The organism is Natronosalvus amylolyticus, from assembly GCF_024298845.1.
In the GTDB taxonomy this organism is placed as follows: Archaea; Halobacteriota; Halobacteria; order Halobacteriales; family Natrialbaceae; genus Natronosalvus; species Natronosalvus amylolyticus.
The window spans coordinates 583,862-601,069 of the sequence record NZ_CP101156.1 but is presented as its reverse complement, the minus strand read 5'-3'; the positions used below and the strand labels follow the sequence as shown (position 1 = coordinate 601,069).

The following is a 17,208-nucleotide window of genomic DNA, read 5'->3' as shown; positions in this document are numbered from 1 at the left end:
AAACTGCTCACATCGCTTTTCAAAATCGATCGGTACACGGCTGTATGATGCGGATAACAAATATCCATTCAACGGAACGGTCCATGTGATTGAGCAATGCACGATCTGACCGGATTCCAGCGTGACCTGTTGTACGTAATTGCCGGGGCGGACCGACCGTCTGGCCAGAATGTCAAAGAAGAGGTCGAAGGATACTACAGCTCCGAGATTAATCACGGGCGACTGTATCCGAATCTCGATACACTCGTCAACAAAGAACTCGTCGAGAAGGGGCAACTCGACCGTCGGACGAATTATTACGCTATTACCGATGAGGGCCTGGCACGAATCGACGAGCGTCGCGAGTGGGAAGAACAGTACGTCGACGTGTAGGGCCAGGTTTTCGATTGGAGCCGTAGCCCATCAAGTATTGGTTACGGTATGGCTCCCAAACAGGGACAGATATACCGGCTCGCCATCCCTTCGACGTCCGCAGAGCGCTAGTAGCCAGTGACAGTCAGTGCACACCCTATCGCAGGACGGCGTCGTGATCGGTGGGGGTTCGTTTCACTGGCTACTATCGGTCGTTCTGTTTCGTTTACTGATAATTCGGCCGAAATACCCATAGCACTCGAGTGAGCACTCACCGACAGAGTCGAATCGAGATATTGAAGTTATAAGGTATCCCACGAAAACGTCTACATAGACGACACCCGCTTGCCCCTGACCCCGATTTCCATGACCGATGATTTTGACTTCTACGACCTTCTCGACGTTGCCGATGACGCGTCCCAAGATGAGATCAAGACGGCGTTTCGAGAACAGGTTCGTGTCTACCATCCCGACCTCAACGACGATGATAGAGCGCAAGCGCAGTTTACCGCGGTAAAAAAGGCATACGATATCCTGGGAGACCCCGTCGAGCGACGGGCGTACGACCGACTCGGACACGAAGACTACGTTGCAAAACGGACCTCTGGATTGCCCTCCCCGGACCTCTGGAAACGTCCTGATGACACATCGAGTAGTACCTCCAGCGAGATCGGTGGAACGAGCGGGGGATCGCAATCACGGACGACTACCTCGAGCGCGTCCCGGAGTACATCACGGTCGAGAACGACGGGCACTGACTCCGGTTCACGAGACGGGCAAACGACGTCAGGCAGCAGTGGTCGCTCGAGTTCGAGTGCCACCAGCAGTGAATCCAGGGCATCGTCATCCACGAGTTCGACCACAGGGAGCAGTGCCACAGGTGCAAACACATCGACGGCAGCATCCTCGACGACCGGAACGAGTGCGAATCGAACGGGTTCGACGACAACGGGGCAAACCGAAACACCAAATGGTGATGCACAAACGAACGGTGGGTTTGCGCAGTCGGGTCGGTCCACAGCGGGTTCACGACCCGGCCGAGTGACTGACAACGCGATTGTCCGGTGGTGGCGAAACCAGAACTTCGCCTGGCCGCTCATTTATGCGGCAACGCTCATCTACCTCGCCGGTCTTGCCCATTTTGGACGCGCCCACGAAGCAACACTCACGGCACTCGTAACTGAGGTGCAAAGTCATGGAAGTGATATTGGGGCCATCTGGGCGGCGATATCGACCAGCCGCCACGGCGTTCCGACACCGTTACAGTTCGTCTCGAGTGTCGAACTCGTTTCCCCACCACTTGAAGCACTAGAATGGTATGGTCTCTTGGCTGGAATCGTCGTCCTTTCGCTACTACTGGTTGTCATCGGCCGGATTCGGTGGCGAAGTGAAACCTGGGGCCCCGTATCGATAGACGAAACCATAGTCGTGGCGATTGCACTGACGGCCGTGACGATGGTAATCGGTGGGCCCCTTCTTACGGGTACCGTCCTGATGCCGCTGTTGTTCGGCGTCATCGTCCATCGAACACACCAGCTTCCTGGCTGGTCACCATCGTATCTGTACGTGGGGTGTGTGTTGGCACCCGCAATCGGTTTCGGCGTGATCCTCGCCGGGTACAGCACGTTAGCACTCGAGATAGCGCTGTTCGGTGTTTTCCCGCTCCTCGGTGCTTTTGGGTTGCCCCTGCGGGCCAGTATCAGAAAACGGTTCGGTCGCTGACACGGATCGTTGGACCCCCGGCCGCCGAACGACCTATCCAATGCGAGTCGCCACGCCCTTCGTCTGGCGATAATCCGACTCGAGTATTGCCTCGAGTCTGGCTCGTAGTCGTTCCCGATCCGTGTCTTCCCATTCGCCCGGCTCGCGAACGGGGACGATCAAAAACCCGCGTCCACGAATCTCCGTGGCGTGGAGTCGTGGCATTGCCAGCTCGATTCGATGGCGCTGTGTCGTGTACTCCCGTAGAACGTGGTCCGTAGCGTGTTCCCCAACAGGCAAGAGGATGTGTGCATTTATCGCTCGCAGTTCAGCATCGAAGTAGCGTTCGAGTTCGTCGTATTCGGCCACCGTGGGATCTCGTCCGTTCGGCAGACTACACATGTGAACGTAATTGGCGAACAGATTCGAAAGCAGTGGCTGATTACGGTCGCCGCTGACGAATCCGAGTTCACGAAACACCTCTAGGAGGATGTCGCCCGTGCGGGTACCGGTAAACGGGATGCCAGTTCGCTCGCCGCCGTGGATACCGGGGTGATCACCGATGAGATGAAAGTCGGCGTTTGCGTCACCATATCCGAAAACGGCCACGTGACTACCAGGGTCCTGTCGTTCGAAAGGCGGTCGCATCCCGAATGGGTTACTCGTTCGCTCGGTAACGTTCTCCACGAACTACCAGATGTCGTCACGATAAATAACGGTGCTGAACCCGTATCGGAGGGCGAAGACGCGGAAAGGCTCACCGTAATCGGGATTTTGACGGGCCACTCGAGTGGGCGCCCATCTCCACGAGTTCCGAACGATGCAAAATCGCTCTCCGCTTGCTCGAGGTGGGTGCCTTCAGGAGGGGCCAACAATCGATCGGTCACAGCCCCCCAATCTCTTACTGTTGGGTGATAATGGACTACTGGCTCCGATTGCGAGGGGCCATATGTGAACGATATCAGGCAGATTCGCTCAGGCTGGTGTATCTATCTTCGAAGGTTGCCTGGCAGGTCGGACAGCAAAAGTGATACCGGGTATCGTCGATAACGGTCGAAACCCCGTCACTCGACACGGTGTTCGAACACTCATCACACGCAAGTGCCAGATCGGTCGACCCGACGGTCGGCGTCCACTGCCGATCGGTCAGGAGTTGGACGGTGTACGAACGAACGAGTTCCAGATCGACGGCTTCCGTGATGAGGTCACGAACACGGTCCTGAGACACGGTCGCCAAAACGAGTAATCGACAGTCTGCCGTCGTGAACACGTGCTCGACGTGTTCGATTGCGCCAAACCGGTCTGCAACGCGGTTATCGATCGTCGGATCGAGTTCGATATCAATGAGTAATTCGGTGCCACTCGAGACAGTTGTGCGATCGATATCGACACTGAACCCCTGAATAACTCCCAGCTCTTGCAGTCTATCGATTCGGTCCGAAACCGTCGGTGGCGAAACTCCGACCTGTTCAGCAATATCGCTGTACGGTCGTCGAGCATCTTCGACGAGCAGTCGCAGTATCTCGAGGTCCGTTTCATCCAGCGTTCGCATACGCACAAATTGGTCTGTACCCCTTTACAATTTTCGTCTCTAACGTGTGTCGAATTTTCCTCTCCGTTGGTCAGTTCATCGATATTGGTTCGACTCACACGACGACTCGAGGGAATATCAAGCAAATATTGTGTCGCTGCGCCGTTCGAGAATGCTCGGCCGGTTCTGCTCGGTGGACGTGAGGTCGTCGATAACGGATGTCAACGCAAAGATTCGGTAGACGGCATACTTCTCGCGGTCATCAGCGGTATCGAGGAACTGATGCAGTTCGTCGGTGTCGAACCTGGCTTCCAGTGTGTCGATACGGTCGACCTGGTCTCGAATGCACTCGAGCGTCGCCGGGTCGAGTGTCGCTTCGGTGTCGAGGTCGTTGACGGACTTGATTATCGGCTTGAGCGTCTCGAGGACGGACGGATACCGTGACAGGATATCGTCGGCCAGCGCCCCAGCTGCGTGTCGGTAGGAGTTGACTGGCGCACCATAGAGCGCATGCGTACAGTTCGCAGCAGTTGGTGAGAGTGACTGGAGGAAGGAACGATACAGTTTGTATCTCGTCTTCTGTTCTGGGGGACAGTTCATCGCATAGCGGAAAAACGGGAGCGAGTAAAACGGTGTTTCACTCCAGAAGAAGAGCCGATTTCGGTCCTCTCCCTCAAACAGGAAGTTTGCGGCCCGTTCGTACAGCAGGAAGTGTATGTAGGTCCCATCGACGGTCGTCTCGGGATAGGTACGGACGTGTTCGCGAACGCTCTGGCGAATCGCCGCCGTCGACACACCCGTTATTCGAGCCACCTGATCGATGTCGAGGATGCTGTTTTCGGCGATGATGTAGTCGGGGAGATCTCCCCTTTCGACCGACCGGGACGGTGTCAGGTCGGGGAGCGCTTTGTCGCCACCGTCACCCGTAATATAAGCCATCGAGTGGCCGTGGTCGGCCTCGAGTTGGCGTAAAAATGTCAGCACGAACGAAGTCATGAGACCGATTTGACCGTTTTTCGTTTTGATAAGCGTATCGAGGTCTGCGCCGGACGGATGGCCGACGTCGTACGATTGCCACTCGACATCGAACGCGTCAGCCAACTCTTCGGCGAGTTCGACGTCCGAAATGGGAACGTATTCCGCTGACTCCATAGTCGCCGCTTTGATCTGTCGGCCGGCGGCGTGATAGCCGGCGAGTACCGAGCGCGAATCGAGCCCACCACTCAGCGAGATGAGATCCGTCTCGAACGAACCAGCGCGACGGTCACAGGCGGATACGAATCGGGTCGCCAACTCCCTGGCGTTCTGTGATCGAGTCCGGGTTGTGTGTTTCGGGTCGTCGAACGAGAAGGTATGGACGTCGATGATCTCCAGGTCGAGCGGATCGGCCCTGATACGAACCAGCGTTCCCGGTCGCAGCCGCTCGACTCCATCGATCAGCGTACGCGTGCCCAACGAGTACCCAAAGAGCAAACACTGGGCGGCCCCGAGTCGGTCGAATTCGGGTGGAACCGACTCGAGCAGGTATCGAAGTTCTCGAGAGAACAGAACACGATCCGAATCGGCGTAGTAATACGTTGGCAACCGGCCCAATACGTCGTTGAACAACACGAGTTCACCGGTTTCCTTCTCGAGAATCGCACAGAGAAAGGTGCCATCGACGTCGAGTAGCCACTCCCGGAATTCCTCGAGTTGAGCGTCCGTCGTCGAATTTCCTTTGTCGTCAGTCCTCTGTCCGGTTTCGAACAGGAGCGAGGCGATAGACTGCAGTTCATCTGCGAGCGACGCATCCGGGACGTCGTACAGTATGCCCTCGAGACAGAACAGGTACTCCTCGGTTTCGAAACGTTCGATCGGATACGAAGGGTAGGCAGTGTATCCAACCTGGAAGCGGTGTGACTCTGCGTTTCCTCTGCCGTCATAGATGACGGAACTCGACAATCGATCGGTGTGTAGCAGCCCCTCGAGCGAGGCCTCAAACGACGCTGCCTCGCTTCGAGATGCCTCGACCGGTGATCCGATACGGCCAGTGAGTCCAACCATGAACGGGGAGACCGGAATCAGAAGTATCGTTATTCGTTCAGTGGCGATTGGTAGGAATTCGTTACTCTCTGGAGAACACGGGAGTCTTCGGCGTCAATATGATTGCTGAACTATAGATGTGGCGGCCGGTCAACGAACGCAGTGTGCAGGACGGTTGTGGGGAGAGAGTTTCGTTTGGATTCCTACATGATGTAACACGACGGGACGCTCCGGCTTCGCTCCCAACAGTCGGTATCCCTCGATCTGCTATCGAGGGGACTTAAGCGGACCCTACACAATACTCGAGGTATGCAGGTTGACAGTGCCGATGGCGTGCTCGAGATCACGTTCGACCGACCAGGTGTGATGAACGCGTTTACGCCGGAGACGGCCGAGGAACTGGCGGATGCGATCGAAGATGCCACGGTATCCGAGTACCACGCGGTCGTCCTTACCGGCCAGGGGCCGGCATTTAGCGCCGGGGGCGACATCGAGGCGATGGCGGAACGTCGGGAAGGACCGCAGGAGGCGTTCGACCGGATTTCGGAGACGTTCGGTCGCGTCGTCGAAGCGATGCTCGAGTGTCCCGTGCCGATCGTCGCAAAGATCAACGGTGACGCTGTCGGCGCTGGGTTGGCAATCGCCGCCCTTTCGGATTTCGCCTATGCGAGCGAGGACGCAACGTTCTCGTGTGCGTTCGTCCGCGTCGGACTCATCCCGGATACGGGTGGAACCTTCCTCTTGCCCAAACTGGTCGGCCTTCGCACGGCCAAACAACTCGCGTTCACCGGTGAGTTCTTCGACGCCGACCGGGCAGCAAATCTCGATTTGATCAACGAAGCCGTTCCGGCTGCGAACCTCGAGGAACGAGTGACCGAAACCGTCGAGCGATTGGGCCGGCGTCCGACGTCGACTATCGGGCTGATGAAACGAGGAATGCACGAAAACCTCGGTCGACACTGGGGAGAGGCACTCGAGTACGAAAACTTGCTGCAGGTGCAGGCATACACGTCGGACGCACACGAAGAAGGCGTGTCCGCGTTCCTCGAGGGGCGAAAACCGGATTTCGACTGAGTCCTCCGTCAAGTGTCCCGTGTGAACCAAACGCCTCACACGTTCAGGCGTGACAAACCACTGCACCCAACGTTTCCACGAAATCGTTTCACGGGATTCACAACCGTCTTCGAGAACCGAGACTCGTCTCTGCCTGCTGATGCAGGCACTACCATCATCCCCGTCCCTGGTGCGTGCTTGAATGCTATGGGCCACGAAGTAACTGAGAGCGACATCGGGAAAACGGTCGTGAACGCAAACGGCGAGCCAATCGGTATGGTTTCGGCGATCCAACACGGGACGGCACACGTCCAGCCGGACCCGGGGATGACAGACACCATCAAGGCGAAACTCGGCTGGGGCGATACCAGCGAAGACACCTATCCCCTACAGGTATCATCCATCGACCGGGTGACCGACGACGAGATACATCTCAAGACCAATCTGGACGATGACGATTCGGGGCAGGCACAACGTCTCTAGTGGCTTCCCAAACTTGAACTGGCGGAGTAAATCATTCGTCATCGGTTGATTTATTCCACCAGTCGGCGTTTGGGATGGTACGTGGGTAGCTACGCTCGAGCCATCCCTGTGACACTCTCTCGAGCGTTCTCGAGAGCAGATGACGAAGCAGTCCTCTTGCTGGCCAGTTCCTGCGTCACTCGATCGAAACCGTCTGTAAGTCCTCGGCAAACCGAACGTCACCATCGTAGTGGCGAGCGATCGAGTCGCGCATCTCGGTGTGGCGTCCCTCCGTGTGTGGATACAGGTGGGTCAGATAGACGCGACCGATGTCTTTGCCCGCGAGAACTTTTCCAAGGGCGTCCGGCGTCGGGTGATTCGAGACGTCCACATCGTCTGGGAACGAACAGTCGTGGACCAGAATCCCGGAGCCATCGGCGAAGTTCGCCAGGCCAGCGAACGCCTCGCTGTCACCGCTTACCGTCAGGTAATCGTCGAAACGATAGGCCAGACACGGCAACGAGTGTCTGGTTTCATACCCCCTAACGTCGAATCCGGCGACCGTAAAGTCGTCGGCGACCACTTCGCGAACCTGTAACTCGAGCCGATCTTGCATATACTCGTGGACCGAGAGTAACCCGTCGACGAGCGCCTTTGTACCCTGTGGACCGACAATTTCGAGAGACTCCTCACCCGCGAGCCAACGCGCCTTCATCAGCGGTAAAAGGTCGGCGACGTGATCGAGATGATGGTGGGTGAGGAGGACACTCGAGATGGCTTCGAATCCAACCCCTGATTGCTGGAGGCGCTGGAGGGAGCCACTGCCACAGTCGACGAGCAACGAGTGGCCATCCTCCTGAACGAGGATACTCGACTGGTATCGATCGCCGGTGGGAATCGCACTGCCGGTGCCGAGAAACGTGACGCGCATACCAGACTCTGTGCCGTGATCGCGTAAAAGGATTTGGAGCCAAACGCATTTGAGGGGGCGGCCCTGAGAATCCGCTAATGAACGTCGATACCCTGCCAGTGCCGGCAGGAGAGTTGCCGTTCGATCCCGAAACGGTCGCTATCGACGACGGTGACGTCTTCGAAGCTCTCGAGCCAGCCGTCAGGCAATGGTGGCTCGAGGAATTTGGCGAGTACGTCCCCGAAAACGGCGGATTTTTCACCCCGCCACAGAAGGGTGCGATCCCCAGAATTCAGTCGCGGACGAACACCCTCATCTGTGCACCGACGGGCTCCGGGAAGACCCTCGCCTCGTTTACGGCGATCATCAACGAACTGTATCGACGCAGTCGTGAGACGGCGGGGCTCGAGAATTCGGTCTACTGTCTGTATATTTCGCCGTTGAAATCGCTCGCCAACGACATTCACCGGAATCTCGAGGTGCCGCTCGAAGGTATTACTTCAATAGCAAATAGATCCAGCTCCAATAACAATACGGCAGATGACGAGGGAAACGCAGACAGCATCGACGAGATACGCCATGCGATCCGTCACGGCGACACCAGCTCGAGCGAGCGCCAGGCCATGCTTGAGACGACGCCACACATTCTCAATACGACCCCAGAGACCCTCGCTATCCTCCTCAACTCGCCGAAATTCCGGAACAAACTGCGAACCGTGGAGTACGTCATCGTCGATGAAATCCACTCGCTGGCGGCGAACAAACGCGGAACACACCTGTCGGTCAGCCTCGAGCGACTGACCTCGCTGGTCGACCACGACGAGGAAATAACGCGCATCGGCTGCTCGGCGACTATCGACCCACTGTCGACCGTCGCGGAGTTCCTGGTTGGTAGCGAACATCGTGACGGGAAGCATGAGGACGCGGATAGCCGGGGAAGCGATGCGGTTGCGGACGATCGGGAAGGCGACGGAAACGGAAACGTTTCACCGCTCTTACCCACTCTCGAGCCCCGAGACTACGAAATCGTCGACGCTCGATTCGCTCGCGAGTTCGACATCGAACTCGAGTGTCCCGTCGACGATTTGATTAACACCCGCCGTGACGTCGTCCAGGAAAAGTTCTACACGCTACTGCACGAGCACATCCAATCACACACGAACACCCTCGTGTTCACGAACACGCGCTCAGGAGCCGAGCGCGTGTTACACGGCCTCAGGGAGCGTTTCGACGCGTACGACGAGGAAAACTCCGGCTGTCACCACGGGAGTCTCTCTAAAGACGTTCGCCAGCGTATCGAGCGCTCGTTGAAAACCGGCGACCTCGACGTCGTCACCACTTCGACCAGCCTCGAGTTAGGCATCGACATGCCACACGTCGACCTCGTGGTCCAGATCGGGTCGCCGAAATCGGTCGCCTCGCTCTTACAGCGAGTGGGGCGGGCGGGCCATCGAGTCGGCCAGACCGTGACCGGCCGGGTCATCGCACTCGACCGAGACGAACTGCTCGAGTGCGCAGTCATGTGTAAACGCGCAGACGAGGGCTTCGTCGACTCCGTTTCCATACCCAGAAACGCGCAGGACGTCGCCGCCCAGCACGTGTACGGCATGGCGATCGCTGAAATCCGACCCGAGCGGGAAATCCGGGAGATCCTGACTCGAGCCTATCCGTATCGAACCTACGGGGACCACGAGTGGGAAGCGCTGATGCGGTACCTGACCGCCGAATACGCTGGGATGGAAGACCGAAACGTCTACGCGAAAGTCTGGCGCGACGAAAACGACCCACCTGACGGCACGCATCACTACGAGGAGTATGCTGTCGGCCAGCCGCTTATGGGCAAACGCGGTCGCCTCGCTCGCGTCATCTACATGACTAACATCGGGACGATACCGGACTCGTTTAGCTGTGATGTCCACACCCGGAGCGACAGTACCTGGGTCGGCCAACTCGACGAAAACTACCTCGACACGCTCGAGAAAGGCGACGTGTTCGTACTCGGTGGCGAGCACTTCGAGTATCGCTACAGACGCGGCTCGAAGGTGTACGTCGACCGCACGAGCGCCCGGCCGACGGTCCCCTCCTGGTTCGCCGAACGCCTCCCGCTCTCGACCGATATGGGGCGTGAAATTCTCGCGTTCCAGCGCGACCTCCTCGAGCACCATCGGGCGGGTGGCGCCTCGAGAGTTCGGGCCTGGCTTCGCGAATTCCCGTTAGACGACTCGAGCGTGCGAGCCATCGCGCGACTGTTCGAGTATCAGTTGCAATACGCGGGGCCAGAGAGCGTGAGCACCGACACTCGGCTGGCAATCGAAGTCGAACGCGACCGCCAGGAGTACGAGCGCCACTATTACGTCCACTCGTGTTACGGTCGACAGGTAAACGACGGGCTCTCCCGACTGGTCGCGTACCGATGTGCACAGCAAGCCACCGCCGACGTGAAAGTCGCCGTGGCCGACAACGGATTCGTGTTGACGATGCCATTGAATCGGAAAGTGGACCTCGAGGGGATTATCGAGGGCCTCACCGCCGAGGCCGTTCGTGGAGAGCTTCGGAATGCATTACAGGGAACCGACCTGTTACAGCGATATTTCCGCATCAATGCCACCCGGGCGCTGATGATTCTCAAACGCTACAAGGGCTACGAGAAATCGGCCAGCGAACAGCAGGTCTCGAGTGAGATGTTACTCGGTTTCGCCGAAGACCTCGAGGACTTTGCCGTCATGGACGAAACGTATCGCGAAATCCTCGAGGACAAACTCGCCGTCTCCGAAATCGAACGGATCGTCGAGCAACTCGAAACTGGCGAGATTTACCTCTCGAGACAGCTCGTCGAGTCACCGACACCTCGAGCGTTCGGATTGGCCACGCTGTCGGCGAGCGACGTCGTTCTGGCTGAAGACGAGAGCGCCGTTTTACAGGCATTTCACGAGCACGTCCTCGAGGAAATCGGCGAGAAATCCGGTCGTACCCGCTAGTAGTGTAGCAGCTATTGTTTGTCGAAGCATTCGACGGCGAACGTCACTTTCACGTCGTGGCCCGCCTCGAGCACATCGACCAGTTCACGATCGAATCCTTCGGCAGCGTGCTCGGCCTCGAGCATGACCGTTCTGTCGTCGACGTACTCGCTCGTTCGACCGACAGCACTCCGTTCGTTGGTAAACTCGAGTGCGGGGTCGCCCCGTCCGGCGACGCTGTCGCTGTGTCCACCAGCCTCGATCGTGACCCTGATCGTCGCCGTCTTCGATTGGCAGGCCTCGATAAATTCGGGAGCAAAATCCGCAGGGGTGCGGTCGGCCTCGATAGCGAGGATACAATCGCCGGCAGGCGTCAGAAAGTCGTCCGAGGTGATTTCGAACGTGCTCGAGTGTCGGGCCGAAACGTGTTCGTGTCCCCGGGCGTGTATCACTTCAGTCAGCGGTGACTCGAGGGCGTCCTCTTCCTGTGTACGCTGGTCCGTCGCGTCGTCCATACTCGAGCCAACGGTCACCGGGTGAAAACGGAATCGGATTCGCTCGAGAGCGACTTATATCAGACTAGACTCGCTCCGTCGAACGCCGACCGCTTGAAATCGACATCCATCAACCCGAGCAACGTTGGTGCGATGTCGTACAGGTCGGCGTCTTCGATCTCGGCGTCCGGGTCGTCGATGATCAGCGTGGTGTCGTCGAAACTGTGCATTCCGTTTCGTGGCCCAACGTCGAACACCTCGTTGTCGGCTTTGAAGCCGGATTTGAAGTCGAAGCCGTTGGTTGGAATTGCGACCAGATCGGGTGCGATGGCGTCGTGTTCGCCGCGGAAAGCCGTCTCCTTGTCGACGACACGTTCGACGACGGGGTTGCCGTCCGGCCCTTCGAGTGACTCGAGCATGGCTCTGAGTTCGTCTCGCACCTCGTCGTAGTCAGCTTCCGCGACGGAACCGCGTGGCTCTCGCCCCTCGAGATTGAGATAGAAGCGCCCAGGGATAAACGAGTAGGCACGTGTCTCGTCGGCGATATCCGCGAGTTCCTGCGGTGAATCGGTGTCGAACGAGAGCCACCCCTCCTGACGGAGCCACTCGTTGAAGTGCACTTCGTACTCGAGGCTGGTGAATCCGTGGTCTGAGGCGACGACGAGCGTGACGTCGTCTGGAAGCAGGTCCCGAATCTGGCCGATGCAGTCGTCCAGTTTCTCGTAAAACTCGAGGAATTCATCGTGGTACTCACCGTCCTGTTCATAATCTTTGAACAGGAAGTGATTCACGCGGTCGGTCGTCATGAAGACGCCGAAAAACAGGTCCCAGTCGTCTTCCTCGAGGTAGTGACGGAACGCTTCGAACCGGGCATCGAGGGTTTCGTGGGCGTCCTCGATGAAGGCAGTTTTATCCGCTTCGTGCCCCAGTTTGGGGTTCACGTCGATTCGGTAGTCGAGCGATTCTAGCTGCTGGCGGACGTCGTCGGGGAAGGCAGCCTTCTCGAGGCCCGGTGAGAGAAAACCAGAGACCATTCGCTGGATATCTCGCTGTGGCGGAAACGTGACGGGAACGTTGAACACGGTGGCGTTTCGATTGGCGTCTGTCACTCGGTTCCAGAGGCGAGTGGCCTGGACCTCTCGCCCCATGGGAACATAGGTCTCGTACGTACCGATCTCACGGTCCTGAAAGCCATAGACACCGGTCTCGCCAGGGTTGACGCCGGTCGTCAGCGCCGGCCAGCACGCACTCGATTCCGGCGGTACGATACTCGAGATCTCGGCGGCAGTGCCCTCCTTCGCGAGGGCGTCGAAGGTAGGAAAGCGGTCACGGTTATCTGCCAATAAACTGTACGGCACGCCATCGATGCCGATGAACGCGACGCGCGGATTTCCATCGCCGCGCAATCGGTCGAACAAACCCATGGAAGACCGTAGTCCGACTGGCTACAAGAAGGTTCGTCTCGAGACACTGTTTTCGAGAATGACGGACAGTGGGCACGTGTTGCCCCAGTACAGTGGTACGATCCCGTCGATTGTATAACAGAACGTTCTCAGCCTCCCTTCCGAGCGGTCACTCGAGGGAGACAACGGACAGGTCGTCAACGGCGTCGCCTTCGACCACGGTGACGTCGAAGCCGTCGATTTCGAGCCCACCGATAACCGGCGTGGTCTCGCTAGCGGGCCGAATCCGATACCGGTCACTGGAAAAGTTCGTGACCCACGTGTAGCCATCGCGAGCGCCCACGCGAACGCCGTCTGGGAGTCGGGAGCTGTAGTCGACGGCGGCCCGCTCGAGTATCGGTTCGACGAGAGCGTCTGCGAGGTCGGCTTCGGGCCAGACGCCACAGTAAGTGACGGTGCCGTCGCGTTCGTCGTTGACCACGGCAGCCGGTCGCCCGCACGCAACGCCACCGGTCGTTCCATCGTACTCGAGAAGTGGTGATGCGGTCGTCGGCTCGAGCCATTCGCCCCAGGTTCGGTATTCGTAGTTCGTGCCCGTCTCGAGGTGGGTAACGCAGCTCTCGAGGTGTGGTGGCAGCGACTCGTGTTGGTCGATACGTGCGCCAACCAGGTCCGTGAGCGGCCCGGGCTGGAGTCGTGGCTGCAGCTTGTTGTAGGCGTCTTTGACGCCCGATCGAGGACCGAACAGCACCTCGCCACCCGTTTCGACGAAGTCGGTCAGTCTGGCAGCCAACGCATCAGTTACCAGATGTAGTGCGGGCGCGGCCACGATGTCGTATCCTGAGAGGTCACTGGAGGGATGGACCACGTCGACTTGCACGCCGCGTGCACGGAACGCGCTGTAGAAGGCGTCTAGCAGGTTCCAGTATTCGAAATCCGGCGCGTGTGGCTGTTCGGACAGCGCCCAGAGGTTGTCGTAATCGTGCAAGACGGCGACGGGTGCGTCGACGTGGTCCAGGCCGTCCGCGAGGACGTTCTCGAACTCCGAGGCGGTCTGCGTCGCGTCCTCGTAGCCCCGGTCCGGCGAGCCGTCCTGTTTTCGGAGCCCCGCGTGATACTGTTCTTGACCTTCGACAGCTCGTCGCCAACGAAAATACAGGACGGCATCGGCCCCGTGGGCGACCGCGTGGTGGGCCCAGAGTCGCATCGCACCGTCACCCGGCTGTGGGCAGTGGGGTGGCCAGTTGACGTCACCAGGCTGTTGTTCCATGACCCAGAACGGACGGTCGAGTGCGCTTCGATAGATGTCGTGATCCATGCCGACCTGGTCTGGGTCGCCTGCCCGTAGCTGGTCCGGCGTGGGTTGGTGCCCATCCTCGAGGCGGTCCTGGACGAAGCCGGTCGGATACGAGTCCCAGGAGACGAGGTCGAGGTCCTCGCTGACCGAGTAGGCGTCGAGCGAGTCGAACCGACCCATGAAATTGTGGGTGATGAACCAGTCGTCGTTGCGTTCGCGAAGCAGGTCCGCCTGGAGCCGATTGTACTCGACCACCGAATCGTTCGCGAATCGATAGTACTCGAGCAATCTCGAGGGATGGTGTTCGGCTGCAGTGTGACGCGGCGGGTCGACGGCCTCGAAGTCGTTGTAGCGTTGGCTCCAGAAGGTGTTCCCCCAGGCAGTGTTGAGTTCCTCGACGTGTTCGTACCGTTCGGCGAGCCACTCGCTAAAGGCCCTCGAACAGTCATCACAGTAACACCGAACCGTGTCGTGACAGCCGAACTCGTTGTCGGTTTGCCAGCCAGCAACGTGGGGGTTATCGGCGTAGTGGTCGGCGAGTTTCTCGACGATTCGGCGCGTCTCTTCGCGGTAGGCGTCGGAGTTGAAACAGTAATGTCGCCGACTGCCGAACGCTCGAGGCGTTCCGTCGGGTTCCGCTTGCAAAATCTCCGGCCGTTCGTCGACGAGCCACTTCGGCGGGGTTGCAGTCGGCGTACACAAAACGGCCTCCATCCCGTGTTCGCCGATTAGTTCGACGGCTCTGTCGAGCCACTCGAAATCGAAGTCGCCGCGCTCTGGTTCGAGGACGGCCCAGGAGAATTCGGCCATGCGAACGTACTCGAGGCCCGCCTCAGCCATCGCCTCGACGTCGGTTTCCCACCGCTCTCGAGGCCACTGTTCCGGAAAGTAACAGACGCCAACTGACATACCCAAACCGTTCGCCGACGGCTACCTAAGCCTTGTCATAGCAGGGTATTTGTGACGGCAGTTCGATGCTCGTCCATGCACAACCGAACGGCAAACGGAACATCGGTCGGCTACGATGACGAACACTCGAGGATAGTCATCGGCCGGAGCGACGACGAAAGTTCTATGCTCGACGGCTCGCTCGAGGTTCGCCCACTGGGTCCGGAACCGTCCGACGCGTCCGCTACTACGCTCGAAAATGATGTCTCCCTCGAAACGGACGTTTCGCTCGAGACGACTGCTGGCGGCGTCGCCGTATCGGTGACGATTACCAACACCGGCGAACGGCCACGTTCGCTCGAGAGTCTCGTCTTCGATCTCGAGACATCTGACGATTCCTCACTCTTTGGCCCCAACAGTCGGATCTACCGCCACGGCTATCAGTCCTGGTCGCCCACGGCGACGCTCCCAGCCGGTGAGCGCTTCCCCGAAGAATCGTCCGACAATGCTCCGATGATGCTCGACCTCGAGGCACCGACGAACAGGCGGACGAGCAGTTACCTCACCGGGTTCGTGGACGAGTCGGGGCAGGCGGTGACGATGGGGTTTCTCGAGCACGACCGTTTTTGCACCCGTTTCGACGTCCGTGATGACGAGCGGGGTATCCACGAGGTTGCTGCCGTCTGCCCGTTCGATGGACTCACGCTCCAACCGGGTGACAGCCTCGAGAGTGCGACGCTCTGGATCGACACGGCTCGCTCGTTGGAAGACGGCCTCGTGACGATTGCCGATCTCGTCGCTGATGAGATGGATGCCAGAGTACCTGAAACCGTACCAACCGGCTGGTGTTCGTGGTATCATTACTTCACCGACGTCACCGAAGCCGACGTCAGGGAAAATCTCGACGAACTCCAGTCGTGGGGTATCCCCGTCGATATCGTCCAGCTCGACGACGGGTACATGAACGCCTTTGGCGACTGGCGAACGATCGACGACGACTTCGATTCGATGGCCGGATTGGCAGGAGCTATCGAGAACGAGGGGTTCACGCCGGGCCTCTGGCTGGCCCCGTTTTACGTGGAAGCCGGCTCACACCTCTTTCAGGACCATCCGGAGTGGTTCATCACCGACCCCGAAACCGACGAACCCGTAGATGGTGGCTTTCGCGCTGGTGATCATCTGCACGGACTCGATACGACCCATCCGGAGGTACAGTCGTGGCTCCGAGAAACCCTCGAGACGGCCGTCGAGGAGTGGGGCTTCCAGTACCTCAAGCTCGACTTCCTCTTCGCTGCCGCGCTTCCCGGGTCGCGCTACGACGACGTCACGCGTATCGAGGCCTATCGAACGGGGATGGAGATAATCGACGAAACCGTCGGTGACGACGTCACGGTGCTCGGCTGTGGTGCACCGCTTGCACCGAGCGTGGGTCTCGTCGATGCGATGCGAATCGGTCCGGACACCGACCCGGTCTGGGAAACGGTGGGTGAATCGGCCAGTCAGCCGGCGCTCAAAAACGCCGTCAGAAACACCCTCACACGGCAGTTCCTGCACCGGCGCTGGTGGCTCAACGATCCCGACTGCCAACTCGTCAGGGAAACGAGCGACCTCACGACGGCCGAACGGGAAGCGTTTGCCGCACTCGTCGCGACCACGGGTGGCGTGAACGTCTTCTCCGACCGTATTGCCGAAATCGACCCCACTGGACGCCGTCTCCTCGAGCGAAGCCTACCGCCGGTCGAAACTGGCGTCGTCGAAGGAGTTGCTGACCGGGAGTTCCCGTCCCGTGTTACCTGCGAACGAACGGGAGATGGGGCGAGAACGGTGGCATTGTTCAACTGGAGCGACGAACAAACGACCGTTTCGTTCGACCCGCAGCGCTATCTCGAGGGAACCGCCGTCACTGACGAGGCGCCGATCGTGTGGGATGGCTTCGCTGGCGAACCGCTCGAGAGCGATGGGAGGATCGAACGAGCGCTCGCGCCACATGGTGCGGCCGTTTTCACTATCGGCGACGAAACGATTCTGGAAGAAAGCTCACCTGACTCACTCACCGGTGGACAGTAGCCACTCGCTCAGACTCGAGTTCCTTCGGCCAGACATCGAGGACCATACGGCAGGAACCCGACGGCGTAACCG

General features: G+C 58.9%; 13 protein-coding genes. 6 read left to right on the top strand and 7 right to left on the bottom strand.

All coding sequences use genetic code 11. From position 1 onward, the window contains the following. The first annotated feature begins 96 nt into the window (after positions 1–96). Positions 97–372, top strand: a complete 276-nt coding sequence (locus NLK60_RS02870) for a PadR family transcriptional regulator (RefSeq protein WP_254809392.1) — start codon at positions 97–99, stop codon at positions 370–372. Positions 373–717: 345 nt separating this feature from the next. Continuing rightward, the gene (locus NLK60_RS02865; protein ID WP_254809391.1) at positions 718–2,073 is read left to right on the top strand and encodes a J domain-containing protein; all 1,356 of its coding nucleotides are present in this window, start codon (positions 718–720) and stop codon (positions 2,071–2,073) included. Positions 2,074–2,106: 33 nt separating this feature from the next. Here the strand turns inward: NLK60_RS02865 and NLK60_RS02860 are convergent, their stop codons facing one another. From NLK60_RS02860 to NLK60_RS02850, 3 genes are all read right to left on the bottom strand, one after another. Next, positions 2,107–2,739, bottom strand: a complete 633-nt coding sequence (locus NLK60_RS02860) for a uracil-DNA glycosylase family protein (RefSeq protein ID WP_254809390.1) — start codon at positions 2,737–2,739, stop codon at positions 2,107–2,109. A gap of 274 nt (positions 2,740–3,013) precedes the next feature. Next, positions 3,014–3,604 (bottom strand): AsnC family transcriptional regulator, encoded by a 591-nt coding sequence (locus NLK60_RS02855; RefSeq protein WP_254809389.1) that lies wholly within the window; start codon positions 3,602–3,604, stop codon positions 3,014–3,016. 117 nt (positions 3,605–3,721) lie between these two features. Further along, positions 3,722–5,626, bottom strand: coding sequence for an asparagine synthase-related protein (locus NLK60_RS02850; protein ID WP_254809388.1), 1,905 nt, complete (start codon positions 5,624–5,626; stop codon positions 3,722–3,724). Positions 5,627–5,914: 288 nt separating this feature from the next. On the opposite strand from NLK60_RS02850, the gene NLK60_RS02845 reads away from it, so the two are divergent. Both NLK60_RS02845 and NLK60_RS02840 read left to right on the top strand, forming a co-directional pair. After that, positions 5,915–6,679: an enoyl-CoA hydratase/isomerase family protein gene (locus tag NLK60_RS02845; RefSeq protein WP_254809387.1), complete on the top strand. Its 765-nt coding sequence runs from the start codon at positions 5,915–5,917 to the stop codon at positions 6,677–6,679. Positions 6,680–6,865: 186 nt separating this feature from the next. Beyond that, on the top strand, positions 6,866–7,141 hold the full coding sequence (locus tag NLK60_RS02840; RefSeq protein WP_311136939.1) for a hypothetical protein: 276 nt from the start codon (positions 6,866–6,868) through the stop codon (positions 7,139–7,141). Between the two features lie 175 nt (positions 7,142–7,316). On the opposite strand, the gene NLK60_RS02835 is transcribed toward NLK60_RS02840, so the two are convergent. Next, entirely contained in the window at positions 7,317–8,051 is a 735-nt protein-coding gene (locus NLK60_RS02835) for an MBL fold metallo-hydrolase (protein WP_254809386.1), read from the bottom strand. A 77-nt stretch (positions 8,052–8,128) separates the two neighbouring features. Between NLK60_RS02835 and NLK60_RS02830 the strand changes: the two genes are divergently transcribed. Beyond that, on the top strand, positions 8,129–11,008 hold the full coding sequence (locus NLK60_RS02830; protein ID WP_254809385.1) for an ATP-dependent helicase: 2,880 nt from the start codon (positions 8,129–8,131) through the stop codon (positions 11,006–11,008). Between the two features lie 11 nt (positions 11,009–11,019). On the opposite strand, the gene NLK60_RS02825 is transcribed toward NLK60_RS02830, so the two are convergent. From NLK60_RS02825 to NLK60_RS02815, 3 genes are all read right to left on the bottom strand, one after another. Further along, complete coding sequence (locus tag NLK60_RS02825; protein WP_254810414.1) at positions 11,020–11,448, bottom strand: DUF371 domain-containing protein; 429 nt, start codon at positions 11,446–11,448, stop codon at positions 11,020–11,022. Positions 11,449–11,561: 113 nt separating this feature from the next. After that, positions 11,562–12,905, bottom strand: a complete 1,344-nt coding sequence (locus NLK60_RS02820) for an alkaline phosphatase family protein (protein WP_254809384.1) — start codon at positions 12,903–12,905, stop codon at positions 11,562–11,564. Between the two features lie 148 nt (positions 12,906–13,053). Next, a complete protein-coding gene (locus tag NLK60_RS02815) occupies positions 13,054–15,090 on the bottom strand; it encodes a beta-galactosidase (RefSeq protein WP_254809383.1) in 2,037 nt (678 codons plus the stop codon). Positions 15,091–15,165: 75 nt separating this feature from the next. Here NLK60_RS02815 and NLK60_RS02810 point away from each other — a divergent pair, with 75 nt between their 5' ends. Further along, positions 15,166–17,136, top strand: a complete 1,971-nt coding sequence (locus tag NLK60_RS02810) for a glycoside hydrolase family 36 protein (protein WP_254809382.1) — start codon at positions 15,166–15,168, stop codon at positions 17,134–17,136. Positions 17,137–17,208 lie beyond the last annotated feature (72 nt).

Excerpts from the sequence above, each read along its gene's own strand:
- NLK60_RS02855 (WP_254809389.1), bottom strand. The coding sequence starts at position 3,604 with ATGCGAACGCTGGATGAAACGGACCTCGAGATACTGCGACTGCTCGTC.
- NLK60_RS02865 (WP_254809391.1), top strand. The coding sequence starts at position 718 with ATGACCGATGATTTTGACTTCTACGACCTTCTCGACGTTGCCGATGAC.
- NLK60_RS02830 (WP_254809385.1), top strand. The coding sequence starts at position 8,129 with ATGAACGTCGATACCCTGCCAGTGCCGGCAGGAGAGTTGCCGTTCGAT.
- NLK60_RS02815 (WP_254809383.1), bottom strand. The coding sequence starts at position 15,090 with ATGTCAGTTGGCGTCTGTTACTTTCCGGAACAGTGGCCTCGAGAGCGG.
- NLK60_RS02840 (WP_311136939.1), top strand. The coding sequence starts at position 6,866 with ATGGGCCACGAAGTAACTGAGAGCGACATCGGGAAAACGGTCGTGAAC.
- NLK60_RS02850 (WP_254809388.1), bottom strand. The coding sequence starts at position 5,626 with ATGGTTGGACTCACTGGCCGTATCGGATCACCGGTCGAGGCATCTCGA.
- NLK60_RS02820 (WP_254809384.1), bottom strand. The coding sequence starts at position 12,905 with ATGGGTTTGTTCGACCGATTGCGCGGCGATGGAAATCCGCGCGTCGCG.
- NLK60_RS02835 (WP_254809386.1), bottom strand. The coding sequence starts at position 8,051 with ATGCGCGTCACGTTTCTCGGCACCGGCAGTGCGATTCCCACCGGCGAT.
- NLK60_RS02845 (WP_254809387.1), top strand. The coding sequence starts at position 5,915 with ATGCAGGTTGACAGTGCCGATGGCGTGCTCGAGATCACGTTCGACCGA.
- NLK60_RS02870 (WP_254809392.1), top strand. The coding sequence starts at position 97 with ATGCACGATCTGACCGGATTCCAGCGTGACCTGTTGTACGTAATTGCC.
- NLK60_RS02810 (WP_254809382.1), top strand. The coding sequence starts at position 15,166 with ATGCACAACCGAACGGCAAACGGAACATCGGTCGGCTACGATGACGAA.